Genomic DNA, 19,634 nt, shown 5'->3' on the forward strand with positions numbered 1-19,634 from the left:
CTTGTTCAGAGCTTCGGCTCGACGGCCAAACCCTTAGGGGTTCAACGGCTGAGCGACGTTCTGGTCTTCCTGACCGCGATCGGTCAGGGCGGGACCGGGATGGTCGCCTGCATTGTTGGCGCCGTTGGACCAGCCCTTGATGAAGAAGCTGACCACGATGAAGGCCACGCCGATGGCGATGCCGCCCCAACCCAGCTTCTCGAAGATGTCCAACGAGGTGCGCAGCGCCAGACCCGGGTCCAGCACCTGCCCGCCGACGGTCTCGGTCCCGGCCAGGCCGGCGATCCAGCCGCCCACGAACTGGGCGATGGACGAGGCCAGGAACCAGACGGCCATCATGAAGCTGACCACCGAAGGCATCGACAGCTTGGTGATTTCCGACAGGCCGACCGGCGACAGGAACAGTTCACCCGTCGTGTGCAGCATGTAGAGCAGACCCAGAAGCACGATCGGCATCTGGAAGGCCGAGTTGGCCATGCCTGCGCCCCAGACCACGACCATGAAGCCGAGGCCGACCTGGATCAGGCCCAGGCCGAACTTCAGCGTCGGGTTCGGGTCCAGACCGCGCTTGCCCAGGAAGGCCCACAGGGCCGCGAAGATAGGCGCGAAGATCAGGATGAAGCCGGCGTTGAACGACTGGGTTTGCGCCGCGGTGACCGTGGCGTCGATCCAGAAGCCCGACGGCGTGATGCCGGCCGCCGCCAGTTGCGCCGGCGTGCCGACGGTGACGCCGAACAGCTGGAAGGCCGTGGGCGTCAGGCTGAGGTCGACGTTGCGATCCGCGAACAGGTTCAGCGACGTGCCGGCCTGTTCGAACAGGGTGAAGAAGACCACCGAGCCGAAGATCAGGACGACGGCCAGCATCATCCGCTCACGCTGCGCGCGGGTCTGGCAGACCTTGATGATGACGTAGAGGATGAAGGCCAGCGAAGCGAGCGTCGCCGCTGCCAGCACAGTCCCGACCAGAGCGTTGCGCTGGACCATGAACCAGACAACGCCCACGCCCAGGATGCTGAGCAGGTAGATGCCCCACTCGCGGTTGATCGGCCCCAGCATCGACGTCTTGAGCGCCTGCGGGTTCGGCGGCTCGCCCTTGCCTTGCAGCAGCGGCTTGCCGAGCACGAAGACGATCCAGCCCACGGCCATGCCGACGCCGGCCAGGCCGAAGCCCGCCCACCAGCCGACTGTCTGGCCCAGATAGCCGCACAGGACGGCGGCCCAGAAGGCGCCGAGATTGATGCCGTAATAATAGAGAGTGAAGCCCGAATCGCGACGCGGATCGCCCTGCGGATACAGCTGGCCGACGATGGTCGAGATGTTCGGCTTCAGGAAGCCCACGCCCATGATGATCAGCGACACCGCCAGGTAGAAGACGTTGACGCCCGCCATGTCGCGGGTGGTTTCGATCTTGTACGCGTTCGCCGGGATCGTCGACGGCACGACGGAGCCCTGCGGCAGACCCTCGATCGCCAGACCGCCGCCTTCGGCCGGCCCGAAGGCGTACTTCTGACCATCGATGACGATGCCGACTTCGCGCGCGGCGCCGCGGCCCTCGGCCGCAATCTCATAGGTTTGACCGGCGTAGGCCAGGGTCTCGGTGGCCGGACGGCCCTCGAAGGCCATCATGGCGTGACCGGCGACCAGCAGCAGGGCGCCGAAGGCCACGGCCTTGCGCGTGCCGATGAAGCGGTCGGCCATGATGCCGCCCAGCAGAGGCAGCAGATAGACCAGCGAAGTGTAGGATCCGTAGGTCGACCCCGCCATGGCGTCGTCGAACAGGAAGTGCTGCGTCAGGAAGAAGATCAGGATGCCGCGCATCCCGTAGTAGGAGAAGCGCTCCCACATTTCCGCAAAGAACAGGATGATCAGTCCACGCGGGTGGTTTTTCAGGATCTGCATCAGCACGGGCACGCCCGTGACGAAGGTGATGATCAGACCAATGGCGATAACGATGTTCATGAACGCTCTCCCATGCACCGGTTCATGATCGTCGGGGCAAGACCCCTTCGCGATTCACGCAAGCGCGTCCCAAGCGCGCCCCCTCCATCCGTCGTGCTCAACGGCAAACTCCATGTCAGACGCCCCCGACGGGCGCTAAAGCGGCCAGAAACAGCACGACCGGCCGGCTGTAACAAGCGTTAACCCGCCGCGATATCGCCGCGCCCGCCCCAAAACGCACGTTATGGTTGATTTTACAGTTTGGCGCGCACGTTGCAGGCGACATCAGCGGGGCGGCCTGACGCCTCGAATCGGGAAGGACGGACAGCGGTGACCACGCGGCCCTTTCAGTTGACCGATACGCCTGCTGTGAACCGGCTTCATGCCGACGTCTGGTGGCACGAGCGCTCGCCCGAAGGCTGGCGCTGGCTGGCCGACAATCCGGCGAGGCAAACGAACCAGGCCCCCCTCGGATGGGTGATCGCGGACGCCGAGGATCGCGCCAGCGCCTTCGTCGGCAATTTCGTACAGCGTTTCTGGATCGGCGACCGACCGATCCTGGGAGCCAGCGGCTTCTCCATCATCGTCCCCCCGGAACAACGGGGGGCGGCGCCGCGTCTGGTCCGCACCCTGATGCGTCAGCCCGGCTGTGGCTTCCGCTATACACTGAACGCCAACCCCAAGGCCGCGCGCCTCTATCCGCGCCTCGGCCTGTCGCCCTGCCCCGAGGTCGGTCACGACCTGAAGCTGTCGTGGATCATCAATCCGGTGACCTGCGCCTGGGGGCGTTTCCTGCGCGGCGCTGTCCATCGCTCGCCAGGCCTGGCCGAACGTCTGGGCGAGCGGCTGATGTCGTCGCAGGCGACACGCGCGGTGACGCGGACTCTGCACGACATGCCCCTGCCCGCCGGGGTCGGCTGGCTGAGCGACCTGTCGGACAGCTCGGCTTTCGCCCGCTTCTGGGATGAACTGCGCGCCCAGGGCCGCTTGATTGCGGACCGAAGCCCCGCGACGCTGCGCTGGCGCATAGCCGACCCAGAGCTGACATCGCCCCCCCTGCTAATGAGCCAGGAACAGGATGACTGCATCCAGGGCTACGCCATGGCCGTGATGAGCAAGGGCAGTCCCATCGAGCCTCCCGCTTTGGAAATCATCGACCTGATCGCCCTCGACCGGACCCCTCAGGCCATTCCCGCCCTGATACGGTCCCTGCTCGATCTGGCGCCCCGCCTCGGCGCCGCACGAGTTCGGCTGCAGGTGGTCAACGACGCCCTGCTGACGGCCCTGGGTTCGCTAACACGCGGTGCACGCCGCGAGGGCGGTTGGGGTCATTGCCACGCCCACTTCGATACGGAATTTGCAGATGCAGGGCGCGAGTGGCGGCCGACGCCGTTCGACGGAGACTACGCCTTCTGTCTGCGCCCCATGCCGACCGGCGCCCACGTCGCCTCTGGCCAGCCGTCGCACGGCGAGCGTCAGACCGCCAGGGCGGCCTGAGCTCGTGACTTCAGGGACGGGCCTTCAGCTCGTCGCGGATCTCGGCCAGCAAGGCCTCGGTCGCGGTCGGAGCGGCGGGCTCAGCCGGCTGCTCGCGGCGCATCTTGTTGATGCCCTTGACCAGCAGGAAGACCACGAAGGCCACAATCAGGAACTGGATCAGGGTGTTGATGAAGGCGCCGTACTGGATGGCCACCTTCTCGACGGCTTCGGTCGCCGGATTTTCCGGCACCAGGACCCATTCCAGCTTGGAGAAGTCCACCTTGCCCAGCAACAGGCCGATGGGCGGCATGATGATCTGATCGACCAGACTGGTGACGATCTTGCCGAACGAGGCGCCGATGATGACGCCGACCGCCAAGTCGACGACGTTGCCGCGCGCGGCGAATTCACGAAACTCGGTCAGCAGGCTCATTCTTCAGTCTTTCGTTTCAAGCGTCGCCAGAAGCGTTCAAACGCTCGCGAAGTTCCTTGCCGCTCTTGAAAAAGGGCACGGCCTTGGCTGGGACTTCAACCGTCTCGCCTGTACGGGGATTGCGGCCCGTTCTCGCCGGACGGCTGCGCACCGAAAAGGCGCCGAATCCGCGAAGCTCGACCCGCCCGCCATCCGACAGCGACTCGGTCATCCGCCCCAGGATGACGTTGACGACCCGCTCCACCTCGGCGTGGGTCAGGTGGATGTTCTCGGCCGCCAGCTTCTCGATCAGTTCAGACTTGATCATTCAGGCCCCCGCCTGTGGCTGTTTCAGATGCAGTCGCTTCCGCTCAGGTCCGCACCCTAACCATCTGACGCCACAGGAATAAAGAGGGCGCATCGGATTAAGAGCGATTCTCACAGGGTAGCCTCGCCATTGGCGCGGGTTCTTGCCCTTGGCGCAAGAAAAAAGGCGGCTGGATCGCTCCAGCCGCCCCGTTTTCTGGTCAAAAAGGAAGATTATTCCTTCGAACCGGCCTTCTCGCGCAGCGCGGCGCCCAGGATGTCGCCGAGCGAAGCGCCCGAGTCCGACGAACCGAACTGTTCGATGGCCTCGGCCTCGTCCTTCATTTCCAGCGCCTTGACCGACACCGAGACGCGGCGCGTGGCCTTGTCGATGCCCGTGATCATGGCGTCGACGCGATCGCCGACGGCGAAGCGTTCCGGACGTTGCTCGTTGCGGTCGCGCGACAGGTCCGACTTGCGGACGAAGGCCGTGACCGGCGCGTCGTCTTCACCGAACTTGACTTCGATGCCGCCCGTTTCGATCGACGTCACGGTGACGGTGATCTGCTGGCCACGCTTGTAGACGTCGCCTTCCATCGGGTCGCCGCCGAGCTGCTTGACGCCCAGCGAAACGCGTTCCTTCTCGATGTCGACGTCCAGCACCTTGGCCTTGATCGTTTCACCCTTGCGGTAACGCTGGATGGCTTCTTCGCCCGACACGTTCCAGTCCAGGTCCGACAGATGGACCATGCCGTCGATGTCGTTGTCCAGGCCGACGAACAGGCCGAACTCGGTGGCGTTCTTGACTTCGCCCTCGACGGTCGAACCGATCGGGTGGGCCTCGACGAAGGCTTCCCACGGGTTGTTCTGAGCCTGCTTCAGGCCCAGCGAGATACGACGCTTGGCGCTGTCGACGTCCAGGACGATGACGTCCACTTCCTGCGAGGTGGAGACGATCTTGCCCGGGTGGACGTTCTTCTTGGTCCAGGACATTTCCGAGACGTGCACCAGACCTTCAACGCCCGGCTCCAGCTCCACGAAGGCGCCGTAGTCGGTGATGTTGGTGATGCGGCCGGTGTACTTGGCGTTGACCGGGTACTTGGCTTCGACGCCGTCCCACGGATCCGACTGCAGCTGCTTCATGCCGAGCGAGATGCGCTGGGTGTCCGGGTTGATCTTGACGATCTGGACCTTGACGGTGTCGCCGACGGCCAGGACTTGCGACGGATGCGAGACGCGCTTCCACGACATGTCGGTGACGTGCAGCAGGCCGTCGATGCCGCCCAGGTCGACGAAGGCGCCGTAGTCGGTGATGTTCTTGACCACGCCTTCGCGGACTTCACCCTCTTGCAGCTGGCCGACCAGCTCCGTGCGCTGTTCGGCGCGGGCTTCTTCCAGGATGGCGCGACGCGAGACGACGATGTTGCCGCGCGGACGGTCCATCTTCAGGATGGCGAAGGGCTGTTCCTTGCCCATCAGCGGGCCGACGTCGCGCACCGGGCGGATGTCGACTTGCGAGCCGGGCAGGAAGGCCGAGGCGCCGCCCAGGTCGACGGTGAAGCCGCCCTTGACGCGACCGACGATGGCGCCGTTGACCGGCTGACCTTCGGCGAAGACGACTTCCAGACGGGTCCAGGCTTCTTCGCGGCGAGCCTTGTCGCGGCTGATGACGGCTTCACCCAGGGCGTTCTCGACGCGCTCCAGGTAGACTTCGACGTTGTCGCCGACCTTGGGCAGCACGGCGCCTTCGCCCTGGCCGAACTCGCGCATCGGGATGCGGCCTTCGGTCTTCAGGCCGACGTCGATGATAACGATGTCTTTTTCAATGCCGACGACGCGGCCGTGAACGACCTGGCCTTCGCCAAGGTCGCGACCCTGCAGTTGTTCGTCGAGCAGCGCGGCGAAATCGTCGCGCGAGGGGTTGAGAGTGTCGGTCATGGAACTCTGGGGTTGGGGCGCGCGACCGAATGGCCCCGCGCGGGTGGATAAACTTGGAAAGGGGAAAATCAGGTCGTCAGGACGCGAGGCCGGCGCAAGGGGCGCAAACAGAGACAGCCAGAACGCCCGCGGAAGCCGAGGTCAGGAGCGTTGGATTTGTCCGTCGATCCCTAAAGACCATGCCGGACGCGCGCCGCCTCGACGATACGGCGGGCCGCATCGAAGGCGGCCTCTATACCCAGATCGGTCGTATCCAGCAAGACCGCGTCCTCGGCCTGGATCATGGGGGCGGAATCCCGGCCCGAGTCCCGCTCGTCACGGCGGCGAATGTCCTCCAGCATGTCAGCGAAGGCGATGTCCTGCCCTCGTGCGGTCAGCTGCTTCCAGCGGCGCTCGGCGCGAACCTCGGGCGTGGCGGTGACATAGAGCTTGGCGACGGCGTCAGGGGCGATGACCGTGCCGATGTCGCGACCGTCCAGAACGGCGCCGCCGGGCTGACCGGCGAAGTCCTGTTGCAGCTTCAGAAGCGCGGCGCGCACGCCGGGGTGGCTAGCGACCCGGCTGGCCGCCTCGCCCGCGTCGCGCTCGGTCAGGCGCGGATTGTCAGACAGGCCGGCGATGTCCAACGATCGGGCCGCAGCCTCGGCCGCAGCCGCGTCGCCCAGATCCCGCCCCGCGTCCAGCACCGCCAGACCGACGGCGCGATACAGCAGGCCGGTGTCCAGATGCGGCAGGCCATAGTGCGCCGCCAGACGGGCGGCGATGGTGCCCTTGCCGGATGCGGCGGGGCCGTCGACGGCGATGACAAAATTCTTGTTCAAATCGATATTTCCTTCACGGCCGGCCGAGCGTGTCCGCTGCTTCTCACGGCTTCGGCTTCAGGACGCAAGCGATCAGGAAACATCCAAGGGCGAAAACAAGGAGCACCGCGCTGCAGCCCATCATGATCCCGATACGACGCCAAAAGCGGTCGATGGCGATGTGTTCGGGCAGGTTCAGGGCGACGTGACCGTTCATCCGGCCATCGGCGAGATCCAGCATGCCTTCACCGAAAAAGCCGAGAGCGAACAGCAGAAAGCCCAGACACAGAACCAGAAGGCCGGCGCCGAACGCCCTGAAGATGATGTACGGCGGCAAGGGACGCGAAGGGGAGGCGCTCATCACCTCGCGCCCTTCCCGATCACTTCGCGAAAAGCGATCAGCAGGCAGAAGACTGCGAAACCACCGCCCAGCAAAATCGAAGCCCCGTAAAATCCGCTCAGGGTCCAGAAGACAAGCGGCTTGTCGCTGAGAGCGACGTCGGGTCCCTTGCCGTGAAGCATGATCCCGGTCTGCCAGCTGCGCCACAGGAAGCGCCCGCCTTCAAGACTGCACCAGCCCACGAAGGCCGCAGCGAGGATGAACTGAAACCAGGACCAGAGACCCGACTTTTGGCCAGCCTCAGCCACGGCAATCGCCCGTCTTCTGTTTCGACTGGCGCCACCGCCAGCCACGCGTAGTCAGAGTCGCGATCGCTTCGGCCCAGAACAAGAAAATAATCAATAAAACCAAAGCCCAGATCAGACCCGTTCCCGCAAAGAAAGGGGAATCCGCGCCCACCGCCGTCCGCTTCAAGGGCAAGCGCCCGACACTCAACCCACGCCACAGATGCCAAAGACCCAAGCCACTCATCGCGCCATAGGCGATGACCTGCCCGATCAGCACCCGCAGCGATCGCGGCGGACCGGGCTGGATCAGCATCATGCTGCGTCAGATCCGATATCTCCGCCCAGACCGTTCATCATGTCGACGAAGCCGGGGAAGCTGGTGGCGATCATTTCCGGGTCCAGCACCGAGACCGGCTGCTCGGCGGCCAGGCCGAGGACCAGATGGCTCATGGCGATGCGGTGATCGTGGGCGGTGGCGACGGTCGCGCCGCCCTTCACGGGGCCACCGGTGACGATGAAGCCCTCGGCCTCTTCCTCGACCGCGACGCCGCAGGCGCTCAGACCGGCGACCATCAGGGCGATGCGGTCGCTTTCCTTGACCCGCATCTCGCCGATGCCGCGCATGACGGTGCGGCCCTCGGCATAGGCGGCGACCGCCGACAGGATCGGATATTCGTCGATCATCGAGGCGGCGCGGTCTTCCGGCACGACCACGCCCTTGAGCGCCGAATGGCGGGCGGTGATGTCGCCGACGTCCTCGCCGCCGCTGACGCGGCGGTTGGTGATGGTCAGGTCGGCGCCCATCTCGATCCAGGTGTCGAACAGGCCGGTGCGCTGCGGGTTCAGCATGACGCCCTCGACCGTGACCTCGGACCCCGGAACGATCAGGGCCGCCGCCAGAGGGAAGGCGGCCGAGGAAGGATCCCCCGGCACGGCTACATGGGTTCCGCTCAGCTTTTGTCCGCCCGTCAGGCGAATGCGCCAGCCCTCGCCTTCCTCGGTCACGTCCACCGCCGCGCAAAAGGCGCGCAGCATGCGCTCGGTGTGGTCGCGGCTCTTTTCCGGCTCGACCACGACGGTCTCGCCCGTCGCGTTCAGCCCGGCCAGCAGGATGGCCGACTTGATCTGGGCCGAGGCCACCGTCTGCACATATTCAACGCCGCCCAGGTTCCCGCCGTGAAGAGTCAGGGGCACCCGGTCCTCGGCCGCGTTCCAGTCGAAGCGCGCGCCCATGTCGGCCAAGGGGCCGGTGACGCGCTTCATCGGCCGCTTGCGCAGCGAGGCGTCGCCGTCGAAGACAGCGGTCAGTTCGTAGCCGGCGGCGGCGCCCATCAACAGGCGCACCCCGGTGCCGGCGTTACCGCAATCGATGACGGCTTCAGGCGTCGTGAAACCGCCCTGGCCCGTCACCCGCCAACGCCCCTCGCCCAGGCGCTCGACCTTGGCGCCGAAGGCCTCGACGGCCCGGGCGGTGGCCAGGATGTCGTCGCCTTCCAGCAGACCCTCGATCTCGGTCACGCCCTCGGCCATGCCGCCGAAAATCAGCGAGCGGTGCGACATCGACTTGTCGCCCGGCGCGCGGACGACGCCCTTCAGCGAAGCGACAACAGGACGCGCAGTAAGGGTCGAAGAGGCGGTCACCTGGCCAAAAACTCCGATTGTTCAGGAAACGCCGCGCTGGCGCGGATAAGAAGGCTTTTGACAGCGGCCCCCGTGGGTGGCAAGGGAGCCGGCCGAATTCCGGAATTCAACTCCTGCCGAAGGTAATCCCGTGGCCAAACCCGAACTGGGCCAAAAGCAGGTCTGCCCGAACTGCCAGGCCAAATTCTACGATCTGAACCGTCGCCCGGCGCACTGCCCCAAGTGCGACACCGAGTTCGATCCGCTTGAAGAAGCAATGCGCAACCGCCGCGTTCGCGGTCGCGCCGGCGCCGGCTTCGCCGCCGACGACGAGGCCGAGGATCAAGTCGCCGACAAGTCGGCTGACGGCGACGACGAAGAAGAAGACACCGAAGCCTCGACCCCCGAGATCGACGAGGAAGGCCACGAGCCGATCCTGACGCCGGACGATGACGACGACGGCGAGTCCGGCGCCGACGACGCCGGCATGGGCGCCTCGGATGGCGACGACGACGACGCCCTGGGCGACGACGACGATGACTCGGTGCCCTTCATCGAGGACGAAGACGACGACAGCCTCGACGACGACATCGTCAAGCCGTCGCGCGACGACGATTGATACCAAGGGTCGGAAAAATAAGCGGAAAAAAAGTTGTCAGAGCGGCTTGATCTCTCAAAAGGCCTGACATAGTTTCCGCCCCTCGCTGGAGACTGAAATCTCCGGCGAGGCCGACCGAAAGGTTCGGGGCTTTAGCTCAGTTGGTAGAGCGCTTGCATGGCATGCAAGAGGTCAGCGGTTCGACTCCGCTAAGCTCCACCATCGAAGGCCTCGCGGAACACCCGCGGGGCCTTCGTCCATTCTACCCGGTTCGCCGGTCCATACCCAGGCCGCAAGGCACGGGGCTTTAGCTCAGTTGGTAGAGCGCTTGCATGGCATGCAAGAGGTCAGCGGTTCGACTCCGCTAAGCTCCACCATCGAAGGCCTCGCGGAGCCCCCGCGGGGCCTTCGTCCTTTTCAGCCCTCAGTGATGCGGCGTTAACCGCCACGGCCTATCGCCGACGGCAGTATGCGTTTCCAGACCTTCGCCGCCGCCCTCGTCCTGATCCTGCTCTCGGCCGCCTGGCTGACTCTGAACGTTGATAGAGGGTCGGCCGCCGCCGACGCGCCGACGCCGTCCTGGACACGCACGCCCGCCGACGCGGACCTGCCGTGCCGGGTCGCCTATGTCCACGACGGCGACAGCCTGAGGTGTCAGGACGGCGCCCGCATCCGTCTGCACGCGGTGGCCGCGCGTGAAACGGACGAAACCTGCTCTCCCGGCCACCCCTGCCCCGCCGCCTCGGGCGCAGCGGCGACCCAGGCCCTCAAACGGCTGACCGAAGGCCGGGATCTGACCTGCCGATCCATCGGACGCAGCTACGACCGGATCACCGCCATCTGCTGGACTCCCGAGGGGACCGAGGTGAACTGCGCCATGATCCGCAGCGGCACGACCACGATCTGGCCCCGCTACAATCGTCAGACGCCGATCTGCAGCTGACGACGGCGCCGCACTGCCTTTTTCCGCCGATAGAGGGTATGGAAGCCGCCATATTCGCATTCAGAGGCATGATCCGCCCGTGAGCTCATCGCTGACCGCGTCCTCCGCCGAGGACAAGACCAAGACCCGCGCCATCGTCCCCGTGTCGATGAAGGGCTATGACGCCGACTTCCAGGCCTTCGCCGACGCCCTGGGCGCCTCCTTCGCCCGCTACGGCTTCGCCGTCATCGCCGACCACGGCCTGGAACAGGGTCTGATCGACGCCGCCGTTTCCGACGCCAAGGCCTTCTTCGCCCTGCCTGAGGACGTGAAGCGCCAGTATCATCAGCCAGGCACGGGCGGCGCGCGCGGCCTGACCCCCTTCGGCGTCGAAGCGGCCAAGGGCGCCAAGGCGGTGGACCTGAAGGAGTTCTGGCACACGGGCCGCGAACTGCCGCAAGGCCACCCTTATCGCCAGTACATGCGCGACAACGTCTGGCCGACCGAGGTCGCAGGCTTCCAGGAGCACGTCTACGGCCTGTACGACGGTCTGGACGAACTGGGCCGCCGCGTGCTGAAGGCCATCGCCCGCTATCTGAAGCTGGACGACGCCTATTTCGAGGACAAGGTCCAGCTGGGCAACAGCGTGCTGCGCCTGCTGCACTATCCGCCGATCCCGGCCGACGCCGAGGGCGTGCGCGCAGGCGCCCATGAGGACATCAACGTCATCACCCTGCTGCTGGGCGCCGAAGAAGCCGGGCTGCAGCTGAAGGATTCGGACGGCGAGTGGCTGGACATCGCCCCGCCGCCGGGGGCGCTGGTGGTCAACATCGGCGACATGCTGCAGCGCCTGGTCAACCACGTCCTGCCGTCGACGACGCACCGGGTGGTCAACCCGGCTCCCGAGCGTCGCGGCTTCGCCCGCTATTCGACGCCCTTCTTCCTGCACTTCAACCCGGACTTCCCGATCGAGACCCTGCCCTCGACCATCACCGCGGAAAATCCCGACCGCTATGCGGGCAAGACCATCCTGGCCGAGGACTTCCTGACCGAGCGGTTGAAGGAGATCCGCCTGATCTGATCAGGCCGACGACAGAAATGAGGAAGGGCCGGCGGAGCAATCCGCCGGCCCTTTTTGTCTGTCCGCAGGCACGCCTCAGCGCGCGATGCGCAGTCGGGTGATGTCGCGCCCGATGGCCTTGAAAGCCTCCTTCAGGTCTGTGCCGCTATTGGCCTCAAAGAAGTGCCGATCCGGCGTCGTGGCGCATTCCCGGAGCATTTCCAGAGCGGTGTCGATGCCGGGGCCGCCGACATCCGTCCCCAGGTCGAAGCCGACAGTGTAAACAACCACCCCCTGATCCTGCATCGCCTGACACAGGGCCAGCGACTGCTCGAACGGATGACCATTGGTCGCGTTCTCATTGATGTGTGTGTCCGCGCCGCCGCTGCCGGACCCGGCGTCTGCGGCGATGACTCCGGAACGGAAGGGCGTGTTGAACTCACCGTCCGTCATCAGGATGGCGACCTTCAGCGTCTTGCTGGGATCATAGGCGGCGGGACGACTGTTCACGCCCCAAAGCGAACTGAAGTTCGGTGAGATCATGTACCAGGCCCAGGCGATGCCGATCTGACCCGCGGTCGATCCGCCCGCTTCCAGCTTGTCGATCTCCTTGCCCAGGTCCACGCGACTGCTGGACAAGGGTGTCACGGCGACGCTGGGGCAGGGATTGCTGCTGTCCAGATAGCCGCGGCCGACGTAGGAGCCGACACTCGGGTAGGAGTCGGTATAGGCCTGCGCGCCGGCGCGTTCGCTGACGCAGGTGCTGGAACCCAGCACGGCCACCATGCCGGACGCCGCCGGATAGGCGCGCCACTGGCCGCCGTCCCGACCGTTGAACAGCTTGCCGCCGCTGGAATAGGAATTCCCGCCCTTCACGGTCTTGACCAGACCCAGGCTGCGCGACGTGTCGAGGATGACCTGGCTGCCGCTCTGGCTGGCCACGCGATAGCCGCCGTTGTTCAACTGCGCCATCCCGCCCATGTCGGCCAGCCGCACATAGTCATTGGCGACTAGGCCGTGACCAGACGCCGTCAGGGTCAGTCCGCAATCCGTCCGCACGCACTTGGCCACATAGGCCGTGCCAGAGAAGGAATTGTAGCCCGAAGTATTCAGATAGGTGGAGGTCACGGCCCCGCTGCTGTTCAGCAGACGCAACTGGAACTGGCTGCTGGAGGCGTTCGTCACCTGATAGGCCACGCCGTTGATCGCCGGCATCTTGTCGATGTTCCACATGACCACGCGATCGCCGTTGGCGAACCCATGGCTCGACGCGGTGATGGTGGCCGAACTGTTGCGGTTCACCGCCGACACGGTCCGGATCGTACCCGTTACCCAGGACGCCGCTGTGATCGACTTGGACGTCGCATCCAGCGCGCCGCGCACGCTGTCAGCTGAAACGCCGACGTTCACCCCGGCCGCGTAGGGCACCAGCGCCACCTTGGAGTAGAAGGGTGACTGCTGGTCCTGAACCACCAGTTCGATCAGTTCCTTGGCTGCCGCCCTCAGGTCCTGGATCTTGGACGTCGGCGGACAGTTCTTGCTGCAGTTGTCCATTGAACCGGTGATGTCCAGCGCCATGGCCACCTCGACGTCGCGCGAGGCGCGCAGCACTTCGGAGTGGCTTCCCACCGGCAGATAGTCGTCCAGCAGCTGCCCGTAGGGGGGCAGGACGATGTTGGCGACCAGCACCTTCACGTTCACCCGTGCGTCGGCGATGATGGTGTTGCCCTGCAGGACAAAGCTGGCCGTGTCAGTGCTGGTCTCGCTGAAATAGGCGGGCATGTTGGCCTTGAGCGCAGCCAGACCGATGCGGTTCAGATTGACGTCGTCGGTATATTTCGAACGCGCGGCGGCCAGAGCCGCAGCGTCCAGCGCATCCTGCAGATTGGCCTTCACCTTTGAAGCCTGATGGATATCCACCGCCCCCAGGGTGATCATGACCAGAGCCGGCAACGCCAGTCCGAACATCATGGCCACATTGCCCCGCGTGGCCTGTGCGAAGCGCGCCACGAAGGCGCGCGCGCCATGCACCAGCCGGCTGAATCCGCTCATCTGCCCGTTCGTCACCGTATCGGCCCCATCTGGAATCGGCGGCGGACGCAGGTCCGCAGTCCATCGCAGAGTGCCCCGTTTCAGTTAAGGCTTGGCCCTATGCTGACGGTTAACGCCGTCTTAGCGGTCGACGCAGCGGTCCAGTCCGGCCTCGCGCACCGTGCCCATGGCGGCCTGGATGCGGCTGGCGCGACGCCGGACATAGGGGCCGGGGTCGGCGGCCCGGTAGCGGCGCGGGCTGGGCAGGATGGCGGCCAGGCGGGCGGCCTCGCGCGCAGTCAGATTTTCGGCGCTCTTGTGGAACCAGTGCTGTGAGGCGGCCTCGGCGCCATAGACGCCCGGCGCCCATTCGGCGACGTTCAGGTACATCTCCATGATCCGCCGCTTGCCCCAGCCGATCTCGATCAGGCCGGTGTAGCCGACCTCCAGCCCCTTGCGGACCCAGTCGCGGCCGGGCCACAGGAAGACGTTCTTGGCCGTCTGCTGGCTGATGGTCGAGGCGCCGCGCCTCTTGTCCGAGCCGCGCTGCTCGGCCCGTTCGTTGGCCTCCATCGCCTTCTGGATGGCCTCGACGTCAAAGCCGTGGTGCTGACAGAAGCGGGCGTCCTCGGCGGCGATCACCGCCTCGACCAGACGCGGCGAGATGTGATCCAGCGAGCGCCAGCGATAGTCCATGCCGTGGCCCGCAACCGCCTGCTTGACCATCAGGATGGTGAACAGGGGCGGGACAAAGCGGTGCAGCACCACCCCGCCGACCGGGATCAGGGCCAGGATCAGCAGCAGGGTCAGCAGCGGGCGCCGCTTGCGGGTCTTCGCACGGGTCATGCCGCCATCCTGCCGGGCTCAAGCTTCAGCGCAAGCGCGATCTCAGAGCGAGACCACGCCCGCCTGACCGTCCTCGTCGGCCCAGGCGACGCGCGCCGCGCCCGAACTCATGGCCAGGGCGACGATCGGCGCGCCCTTGTCCTTCCTGATGAAGTCCAGCCCCTGCCCTGCCGGATCAGCCCACCAGACGCGGCCGTCCTCGAGCCCTGCGGCCAGGCGGCCGTGCGCTGGTGCGGCGGCGACCTGGGCGATCAGGGTGCTTTCGTCGAAGCCGATCTCGGTCGCCTCGCGGCCCATCGGGCCGTTGGCGCCGATGAAGGGCCAAAGCACCACGCCTTGGGCGCCGGCGGTGGCCAAAAGCTGCCCCTTGGCCAGGAAGGCGAAGCTCTTGATCTTGGACGGATAGCCGCCCATCCGCATGTTCTTCTGATCCTTCAGGCGCCAGCCGTGCATCTGGTTGTCCTGCATGGCGGTGACGACGAAGGCGCCGTCGGGCGAGAAGCCCACCGCCAGGTGCGAGCCCGCCCAGGCCATCTTGACCGGCTGCTGCTGCTCGATGCGCGCGTACCACAGCCAGGCCCCGCCATAGGTCGAGGTCGCGACGCGACGCCCCTTGGGATCAAAGGCCACGCCCGAAACGGTGCGCTCGTGCTGAAAGTCGCGACGGAAGGCCACGTCCTTGCTGTCGATCACCGACAGGGTGCGCCCCGCCGAGAAGGCGATCAGGCCGCTTTCGGCCGAGGCGTCGATGGCGTCGATCCACTGCCCCTTGGCCGTGGCCAGGACGACGCTCTCGCCCTCGCGGCTCCACACCACCTTGCCGTCGTCGCCGCCCGTGACGACGCCCTCGCCCGAGGGGTGGACAGCAGCGCACAGGATGGCCCCGTCATGGATCTCGCTGCGGGCGCCGTTCTCGAAACGCACCGAACCGTCGCCCAGGGCGAAGATCGCGCCCGTCTTGTCGAACAGGGCGGCGGTGACCTGGGCGTCGAAGGAGAAGGTCGGCATGTCGGCTCACGCAAGGCAGGGAAAGTCAGACGCGCCTCATAGCCTCCTGCGTCGCGTCTGTCGCCAGTCAGGCCTATAGAGACGCTCATGACCCTGCTGCTCATCCCCGGCTTCATGGCCGACGCCACCCTGTGGGACGCCATGGCCGACGACCTGGCCCCCTTCGGGCCTCTGGTCGCCACCGACCTGAGCCGAGGCGAGGACATCGAGACCATGGCCGCCGCCATCCTGGCCGACGCGCCGGATCGCTTCGTCGCCGTGGGCTTTTCCATGGGCGGCTATGTGGCGCGCGAGCTGGCGCGGATCGCACCGGAACGGGTGGAGGCCCTGATCCTGATCGCCACCTCGGCGCGCGGCGACACCGAGGAACTGATCCGCCAGCGTCGCTCGGCCCTGAAGGCGGCGCCCAAGGCCTTCAAGGGCCTGAGCCGCCCGGCCATCGTCTCGTCCTTGCATCCTGATCTGGCGACGGATGAAGCGATGATCGGGCGGGTGCGCGACATGGGTTTGAGGCTGGGCGGCGAGGTCTTCCATCGCCAGTCGGCCATGGCGCGGGCCGGCGACCTGGGCCGACTGGACGAGATCCGTCAGCCGACGCTGATCGTGGCGGCGGACGCCGACCGCCTGCGCGGCCCAGACGAGGCCGAGGAACTGCATCAAGGGATCAAGGGCTCGACCATGGTCCACGTCGCGCACAGCGGCCACATGATCCCGCTGGAACAGCCCAAGGCGCTAGCCCGGGTAATGACGAACTGGCTGTCCCCCCTCTCCCAATGGGAGAGGGCTTGAGGCTCGGAGAGCCGAAGGCGATCCGCCAGCCGAAAGGGTGAGGGTCGCGATCAAAAGTCGGCCGAAGGCCGTGGCGTTGCGGCTCACGCCGACTGAAACGTCAGCCCCTCACCCTTTCGCGCCAGGGCGACGGCTGCGCCGACGCGCGCTCAAGCCCTCTCCCGCCGGGAGAGGGTCGGCGTTCTACTTATGCGTTTCGACCCAGCGCTGGGTCATCAGAGCGCCCGAGGCGTAGGCTTCCTGCAGTTCCACGCTCCAGTAGTTGAGCATGTCCAGCGGGATGACCGCGCCCGAGACGGCGCAGCGCACATGGTCGCCGCCCTTGACGATTTCGAACTCGGGCGTGCCGTAGATCAGTTTGGCCTCGACCCGCGCGCGAGGGGGCGGGTTCATGCCGCGCAGGCCTCGAACCCGGCCTTGAGCTCGGCCTCGTTCAGGTCGCGGCCGATGAAGACGGCGCGGCTCCAGCGACGTTCCTTGTCGCCCCAGGGCTGCTGCAGGTCGCCTTCCAGGATCATGTGCACGGCCTGGAAGACCAGGCGGCGGTCCTCGCCGTCGACGTCGATGATGCCCTTGGCGCGCAGGATGTTCTGGCCCTGCTCGCCCAGCAAGCGGTCCAGCCAGGCGGTGAACTTGGCGCCGTTCAGCGGCCGGTCCAGCGTCAGCGAGATGCCCTTGATGTCGTCGTTGTGGGCGTGACCGCGCGGGCCGTGGTCGTGATGGTCGTGGCCGTGGTCATGACCGCAATGCTCGTCATGCACATGGTCATGATCGTGGTCGTGGTCGTGATGGGCATGACCGCAATGTTCGTCGTGGACGTGGCCCTCGGCGCCGTGGGGCGGGTTCACGAAGTCCGGCTTGACCTCGAGGATGCGCTCCAGATCGAAGGCGTGCAGGCCCAGAACCTGATCCAGCGGCACGTTCGAGCGCTCGGCGCGAACGATGGGGGCCAGGGGGTTGAGGGCGCGCAGGCGGGCTTCGACGGCGGCCAGCTGGGCCTCGTCCACCAGGTCGATCTTGTTCAGGATGATGCGGTCGGCGAAGGCGACCTGCTCGCGCGCTTCCTTGCTGTCATCCAGACGCGCCATGACGTGCTTGGCGTCGACCAGGGCGGTCACGCTGTCCAGCTGGGTCTTGGCCTTGACCTCGTCGTCGACGAAGAAGGTCTGGGCCACCGGGCCGGGGTCGGCCAGGCCCGTGGTTTCGACGATGATGGCGTCAAAGGCGGGCTTGCCGGGACGCTGGCGCTTCATCAGGCCCGAGACCACCCGGATCAGGTCGCCGCGCACCGTGCAGCAGACGCAGCCGTTGTTCATCTCGAACACGTCCTCGTCGGCGCCGACCACCAGGTCGTTGTCGATGCCGATCTCGCCGAACTCGTTGACGATGACGGCGTAGCGCTTGCCGTGGTCCTCGGTGAGGATGCGGTTCAAGAGGGTGGTCTTGCCGGCGCCGAGGTAGCCGGTGAGGACGGTGACGGGTGTCTTCTGGGTCATGAGCGGCTAGATGGCGGCTGAATGGCCAGAAGGGAAGAGGCGCCGAACGCTTAACAGCTCGGGCAATCCGGCAGGGCGCCGCTTTCCAGCTGGAAGGTGGTATGGCTGACGCCGAAGCGGCTGCGGGCCACGCCCTGGGCCTCGATCAAAAGAGCATCGGCGTCGGGTCGGTCGTGGACCAGATGCGCCGTCAGGGCCGTGTCCGTGGTCGACAGGCCCCAGATGTGCAGGTCGTGCACGGCGCTGACGCCCGGCAGAGCCAGGAAGGCGTCGCGAACCTGATCCACCTCGACCCCGTTCGGGGCGGCGTCGAGCGCCAGATTGACCGAGTCCTTCAGCAGGCTCCAGGTGCCGATCATGATGACGACCACGATGCCCAGGCTGACCAGGGCGTCGATCACAGCCCAACCGGTCAGCAGGATGACGGCTCCGGCGACGACCACGCCCAGCGACACCGCCGCATCCGCCATCATGTGCAGATAGGCCCCGCGCACGTTCAGGTCCTTGTGCTGGTCCTTCATGAACAGCAGGGCCGTGCCCAGGTTGATGAAGAAACCTATGCCCGCCACCACCATGATGACGCCGGACGCCACCGGCGCCGGCTCGGCCAGACGACGGATGGCCTCAAAGGCGATGGCCCCGCAGGCGAAGATCAGCAGCAGGGCGTTGCCCAGGGCGGCCAGAACGGTGGCCTTGCCATATCCATAGGTGCGCTTGGGGCCGGCGGCGCGGCGGGCCAGCCAGGCCGCGCCGCCGGCCATGGCCAGGCCCAGGACGTCGGACAGGTTGTGGCCCGCGTCGGCCATCAGGGCGGTCGAGTCGGCCCAAAGTCCGGCGCCGAACTCGCAGGCTACAAAGGCCAGGTTGACGATCAGGCCGACGGCGTAGCGCCAGTCACCCGTGTCCACCGGCCCATGATGATGCCCGCCGATACCGTGGGAATGGCCGTGGTCATGACCATGCGAATGGTCATGGCCCGCGTGTGAGTGGTCGTGTGCGTGATCGTGCGCCATGCAACCCCTCTAGGCCCGCTCGCCGCGCCACGTCAACGACAACGAACATAAGTCATTGAATGTAAATATATAACCTATCAACGCATCAGTGCTGATGGGTCATCACCAAGAAGCCGATCAGGATCAGGGCCACGCCCAGGATGGCGCCTTCATAGCGCGCCCAACGTTCCAGCCGCAGGATGGAGTATCCGGCGCTGGCCAGCGCCGCCAGAAGGGTCATTCCCAGCACCGTCCCGGCGGCGAAGCTGAGCGTCAGCAGGGCCAGGGCCATGACGCCCTCGGTCGCCGACGACAGATAGATGGGCAGCAAGACCTCGCCCGGCGTCACCGCCATCATCAGCACCAGGCCCCAGAAGGCGGCGCGGTCCGACACAGCCGGCTCAGGCGTTTCGGCCTCCGGCCCCGTCGCCGTGATCGGCTTCTGCAAGGAGGCCCGCGCCAGATAGAAGGCGCCGAATATAAAGAGCAGGGCCGCCGACAGATGCGGCAGCAGCCCCCCGATCCAGGCGTTCAGCGCCAGCCCCGCAGCCACGATCAGCGACCCGACCAGGGCGGTGGAGGCGATGTGGGCCAGGCCCGCCGTCACCGCCACCGTCATGACCCGCATCAGGCTCCAACGCTGCGCCCGGCCCACCAGGACAAAGGGCAGCCAGTGGGTCGGCAGGGCCGCATGCAGGAAGGCCGCGACGAATCCCCCGCCCAGAAGCGATATCAGAACAGGCTGCTGGAGATCGGGCGGCGACATTCCGCG

At 66.3% G+C, this 19,634-nt stretch carries 21 protein-coding genes and 2 tRNA genes; 7 read left to right on the top strand and 16 right to left on the bottom strand.

Going from position 1 to position 19,634, the window contains the following annotated elements; all coding sequences use genetic code 11:
• Positions 1 to 33 precede the first annotated feature (33 nt).
• Complete coding sequence (locus IFE19_RS14165; protein WP_207823336.1) at positions 34 to 1,959, bottom strand: peptide MFS transporter; 1,926 nt, start codon at positions 1,957 to 1,959, stop codon at positions 34 to 36.
• 309 nt (positions 1,960 to 2,268) lie between these two features.
• Here IFE19_RS14165 and IFE19_RS14170 point away from each other — a divergent pair, with 309 nt between their 5' ends.
• Entirely contained in the window at positions 2,269 to 3,435 is a 1,167-nt protein-coding gene (locus tag IFE19_RS14170; RefSeq protein WP_207823338.1) for a GNAT family protein, read from the top strand.
• A 10-nt stretch (positions 3,436 to 3,445) separates the two neighbouring features.
• Here IFE19_RS14170 and mscL read toward each other — a convergent pair whose 3' ends face one another.
• The 8 genes from mscL to aroA all read right to left on the bottom strand — a co-directional run bounded on the left by mscL (position 3,446) and on the right by aroA (position 9,060).
• Entirely contained in the window at positions 3,446 to 3,850 is a 405-nt protein-coding gene (gene mscL / locus IFE19_RS14175; RefSeq protein WP_207823340.1) for a large-conductance mechanosensitive channel protein MscL, read from the bottom strand.
• Positions 3,851 to 3,866: 16 nt separating this feature from the next.
• A complete protein-coding gene (locus tag IFE19_RS14180; protein WP_207823342.1) occupies positions 3,867 to 4,157 on the bottom strand; it encodes an integration host factor subunit beta in 291 nt (96 codons plus the stop codon).
• A 212-nt stretch (positions 4,158 to 4,369) separates the two neighbouring features.
• Entirely contained in the window at positions 4,370 to 6,073 is a 1,704-nt protein-coding gene (gene rpsA, locus IFE19_RS14185; protein WP_207823344.1) for a 30S ribosomal protein S1, read from the bottom strand.
• 170 nt (positions 6,074 to 6,243) lie between these two features.
• The gene (gene cmk, locus IFE19_RS14190) at positions 6,244 to 6,894 is read right to left on the bottom strand and encodes a (d)CMP kinase (protein WP_207823346.1); all 651 of its coding nucleotides are present in this window, start codon (positions 6,892 to 6,894) and stop codon (positions 6,244 to 6,246) included.
• A gap of 43 nt (positions 6,895 to 6,937) precedes the next feature.
• Positions 6,938 to 7,234 (bottom strand): hypothetical protein, encoded by a 297-nt coding sequence (locus IFE19_RS14195; RefSeq protein ID WP_207823348.1) that lies wholly within the window; start codon positions 7,232 to 7,234, stop codon positions 6,938 to 6,940.
• On the bottom strand, positions 7,234 to 7,521 hold the full coding sequence (locus IFE19_RS14200) for a hypothetical protein (RefSeq protein ID WP_207823350.1): 288 nt from the start codon (positions 7,519 to 7,521) through the stop codon (positions 7,234 to 7,236). The genes IFE19_RS14195 and IFE19_RS14200 overlap by 1 nt, the downstream gene beginning before the upstream one ends.
• The gene (locus IFE19_RS14205) at positions 7,514 to 7,816 is read right to left on the bottom strand and encodes a hypothetical protein (protein ID WP_207823352.1); all 303 of its coding nucleotides are present in this window, start codon (positions 7,814 to 7,816) and stop codon (positions 7,514 to 7,516) included. Before IFE19_RS14205 ends, IFE19_RS14200 begins: the two co-directional genes overlap by 8 nt.
• Positions 7,813 to 9,060 carry a 3-phosphoshikimate 1-carboxyvinyltransferase gene (gene aroA, locus IFE19_RS14210; RefSeq protein WP_263972843.1) on the bottom strand — a complete coding sequence of 416 codons (1,248 nt, stop codon included), beginning with the start codon at positions 9,058 to 9,060 and terminating at the stop codon, positions 7,813 to 7,815. The genes IFE19_RS14205 and aroA overlap by 4 nt, the downstream gene beginning before the upstream one ends.
• Before the next feature lie 211 nt (positions 9,061 to 9,271).
• Here aroA and IFE19_RS14215 point away from each other — a divergent pair, with 211 nt between their 5' ends.
• From IFE19_RS14215 to IFE19_RS14235, 5 genes are all read left to right on the top strand, one after another.
• Entirely contained in the window at positions 9,272 to 9,739 is a 468-nt protein-coding gene (locus tag IFE19_RS14215) for a TIGR02300 family protein (RefSeq protein WP_207823356.1), read from the top strand.
• A gap of 125 nt (positions 9,740 to 9,864) precedes the next feature.
• A tRNA-Ala gene (locus IFE19_RS14220) sits at positions 9,865 to 9,940 on the top strand.
• A gap of 79 nt (positions 9,941 to 10,019) precedes the next feature.
• Positions 10,020 to 10,095 (top strand) — tRNA-Ala (locus IFE19_RS14225).
• A gap of 92 nt (positions 10,096 to 10,187) precedes the next feature.
• Complete coding sequence (locus IFE19_RS14230) at positions 10,188 to 10,661, top strand: thermonuclease family protein (protein ID WP_207823358.1); 474 nt, start codon at positions 10,188 to 10,190, stop codon at positions 10,659 to 10,661.
• Between the two features lie 148 nt (positions 10,662 to 10,809).
• Entirely contained in the window at positions 10,810 to 11,721 is a 912-nt protein-coding gene (locus IFE19_RS14235; RefSeq protein ID WP_225910518.1) for an isopenicillin N synthase family dioxygenase, read from the top strand.
• Positions 11,722 to 11,796: 75 nt separating this feature from the next.
• Here IFE19_RS14235 and IFE19_RS14240 read toward each other — a convergent pair whose 3' ends face one another.
• From IFE19_RS14240 to IFE19_RS14250, 3 genes are all read right to left on the bottom strand, one after another.
• Complete coding sequence (locus tag IFE19_RS14240; protein WP_207823362.1) at positions 11,797 to 13,752, bottom strand: pilus assembly protein TadG-related protein; 1,956 nt, start codon at positions 13,750 to 13,752, stop codon at positions 11,797 to 11,799.
• 120 nt (positions 13,753 to 13,872) lie between these two features.
• The gene (mtgA, locus tag IFE19_RS14245; protein ID WP_207823364.1) at positions 13,873 to 14,577 is read right to left on the bottom strand and encodes a monofunctional biosynthetic peptidoglycan transglycosylase; all 705 of its coding nucleotides are present in this window, start codon (positions 14,575 to 14,577) and stop codon (positions 13,873 to 13,875) included.
• 42 nt (positions 14,578 to 14,619) lie between these two features.
• Positions 14,620 to 15,585, bottom strand: a complete 966-nt coding sequence (locus tag IFE19_RS14250) for a WD40 repeat domain-containing protein (protein WP_207823366.1) — start codon at positions 15,583 to 15,585, stop codon at positions 14,620 to 14,622.
• Between the two features lie 87 nt (positions 15,586 to 15,672).
• On the opposite strand from IFE19_RS14250, the gene IFE19_RS14255 reads away from it, so the two are divergent.
• Positions 15,673 to 16,374 (top strand): alpha/beta fold hydrolase, encoded by a 702-nt coding sequence (locus IFE19_RS14255; RefSeq protein WP_207823368.1) that lies wholly within the window; start codon positions 15,673 to 15,675, stop codon positions 16,372 to 16,374.
• A gap of 183 nt (positions 16,375 to 16,557) precedes the next feature.
• Here IFE19_RS14255 and IFE19_RS14260 read toward each other — a convergent pair whose 3' ends face one another.
• From IFE19_RS14260 to IFE19_RS14275, 4 genes are all read right to left on the bottom strand, one after another.
• Positions 16,558 to 16,767 carry a DUF2093 domain-containing protein gene (locus IFE19_RS14260; protein ID WP_207823370.1) on the bottom strand — a complete coding sequence of 70 codons (210 nt, stop codon included), beginning with the start codon at positions 16,765 to 16,767 and terminating at the stop codon, positions 16,558 to 16,560.
• The gene (locus IFE19_RS14265) at positions 16,764 to 17,870 is read right to left on the bottom strand and encodes a CobW family GTP-binding protein (RefSeq protein WP_207823372.1); all 1,107 of its coding nucleotides are present in this window, start codon (positions 17,868 to 17,870) and stop codon (positions 16,764 to 16,766) included. Before IFE19_RS14265 ends, IFE19_RS14260 begins: the two co-directional genes overlap by 4 nt.
• 50 nt (positions 17,871 to 17,920) lie before the next feature.
• Positions 17,921 to 18,883 (bottom strand): cation diffusion facilitator family transporter, encoded by a 963-nt coding sequence (locus tag IFE19_RS14270; RefSeq protein ID WP_207823374.1) that lies wholly within the window; start codon positions 18,881 to 18,883, stop codon positions 17,921 to 17,923.
• Between the two features lie 85 nt (positions 18,884 to 18,968).
• On the bottom strand, positions 18,969 to 19,628 hold the full coding sequence (locus IFE19_RS14275; RefSeq protein ID WP_207823376.1) for a hypothetical protein: 660 nt from the start codon (positions 19,626 to 19,628) through the stop codon (positions 18,969 to 18,971).
• Between the last annotated feature and the right edge of the window lie 6 nt (positions 19,629 to 19,634).

The organism is Brevundimonas pondensis (genome assembly GCF_017487345.1).
Classification (GTDB): domain Bacteria; phylum Pseudomonadota; class Alphaproteobacteria; order Caulobacterales; family Caulobacteraceae; genus Brevundimonas; species Brevundimonas pondensis.

What these genes read in the sequence shown, in the direction of transcription:
- IFE19_RS14240 (WP_207823362.1), bottom strand. Translation starts at nt 13,752, where the DNA reads ATGAGCGGATTCAGCCGGCTGGTGCATGGCGCGCGCGCCTTCGTGGCG.
- IFE19_RS14265 (WP_207823372.1), bottom strand. Translation starts at nt 17,870, where the DNA reads ATGACCCAGAAGACACCCGTCACCGTCCTCACCGGCTACCTCGGCGCC.
- IFE19_RS14180 (WP_207823342.1), bottom strand. Translation starts at nt 4,157, where the DNA reads ATGATCAAGTCTGAACTGATCGAGAAGCTGGCGGCCGAGAACATCCAC.
- aroA (WP_263972843.1), bottom strand. Translation starts at nt 9,060, where the DNA reads ATGTCGCACCGCTCGCTGATTTTCGGCGGCATGGCCGAGGGCGTGACC.
- IFE19_RS14235 (WP_225910518.1), top strand. Translation starts at nt 10,810, where the DNA reads ATGAAGGGCTATGACGCCGACTTCCAGGCCTTCGCCGACGCCCTGGGC.
- IFE19_RS14195 (WP_207823348.1), bottom strand. Translation starts at nt 7,234, where the DNA reads ATGAGCGCCTCCCCTTCGCGTCCCTTGCCGCCGTACATCATCTTCAGG.
- mscL (WP_207823340.1), bottom strand. Translation starts at nt 3,850, where the DNA reads ATGAGCCTGCTGACCGAGTTTCGTGAATTCGCCGCGCGCGGCAACGTC.
- IFE19_RS14230 (WP_207823358.1), top strand. Translation starts at nt 10,188, where the DNA reads ATGCGTTTCCAGACCTTCGCCGCCGCCCTCGTCCTGATCCTGCTCTCG.
- IFE19_RS14260 (WP_207823370.1), bottom strand. Translation starts at nt 16,767, where the DNA reads ATGAACCCGCCCCCTCGCGCGCGGGTCGAGGCCAAACTGATCTACGGC.
- IFE19_RS14165 (WP_207823336.1), bottom strand. Translation starts at nt 1,959, where the DNA reads ATGAACATCGTTATCGCCATTGGTCTGATCATCACCTTCGTCACGGGC.
- IFE19_RS14270 (WP_207823374.1), bottom strand. Translation starts at nt 18,883, where the DNA reads ATGGCGCACGATCACGCACACGACCACTCACACGCGGGCCATGACCAT.
- IFE19_RS14205 (WP_207823352.1), bottom strand. Translation starts at nt 7,816, where the DNA reads ATGATGCTGATCCAGCCCGGTCCGCCGCGATCGCTGCGGGTGCTGATC.
- rpsA (WP_207823344.1), bottom strand. Translation starts at nt 6,073, where the DNA reads ATGACCGACACTCTCAACCCCTCGCGCGACGATTTCGCCGCGCTGCTC.
- IFE19_RS14250 (WP_207823366.1), bottom strand. Translation starts at nt 15,585, where the DNA reads ATGCCGACCTTCTCCTTCGACGCCCAGGTCACCGCCGCCCTGTTCGAC.
- IFE19_RS14275 (WP_207823376.1), bottom strand. Translation starts at nt 19,628, where the DNA reads ATGTCGCCGCCCGATCTCCAGCAGCCTGTTCTGATATCGCTTCTGGGC.
- IFE19_RS14255 (WP_207823368.1), top strand. Translation starts at nt 15,673, where the DNA reads ATGACCCTGCTGCTCATCCCCGGCTTCATGGCCGACGCCACCCTGTGG.
- mtgA (WP_207823364.1), bottom strand. Translation starts at nt 14,577, where the DNA reads ATGACCCGTGCGAAGACCCGCAAGCGGCGCCCGCTGCTGACCCTGCTG.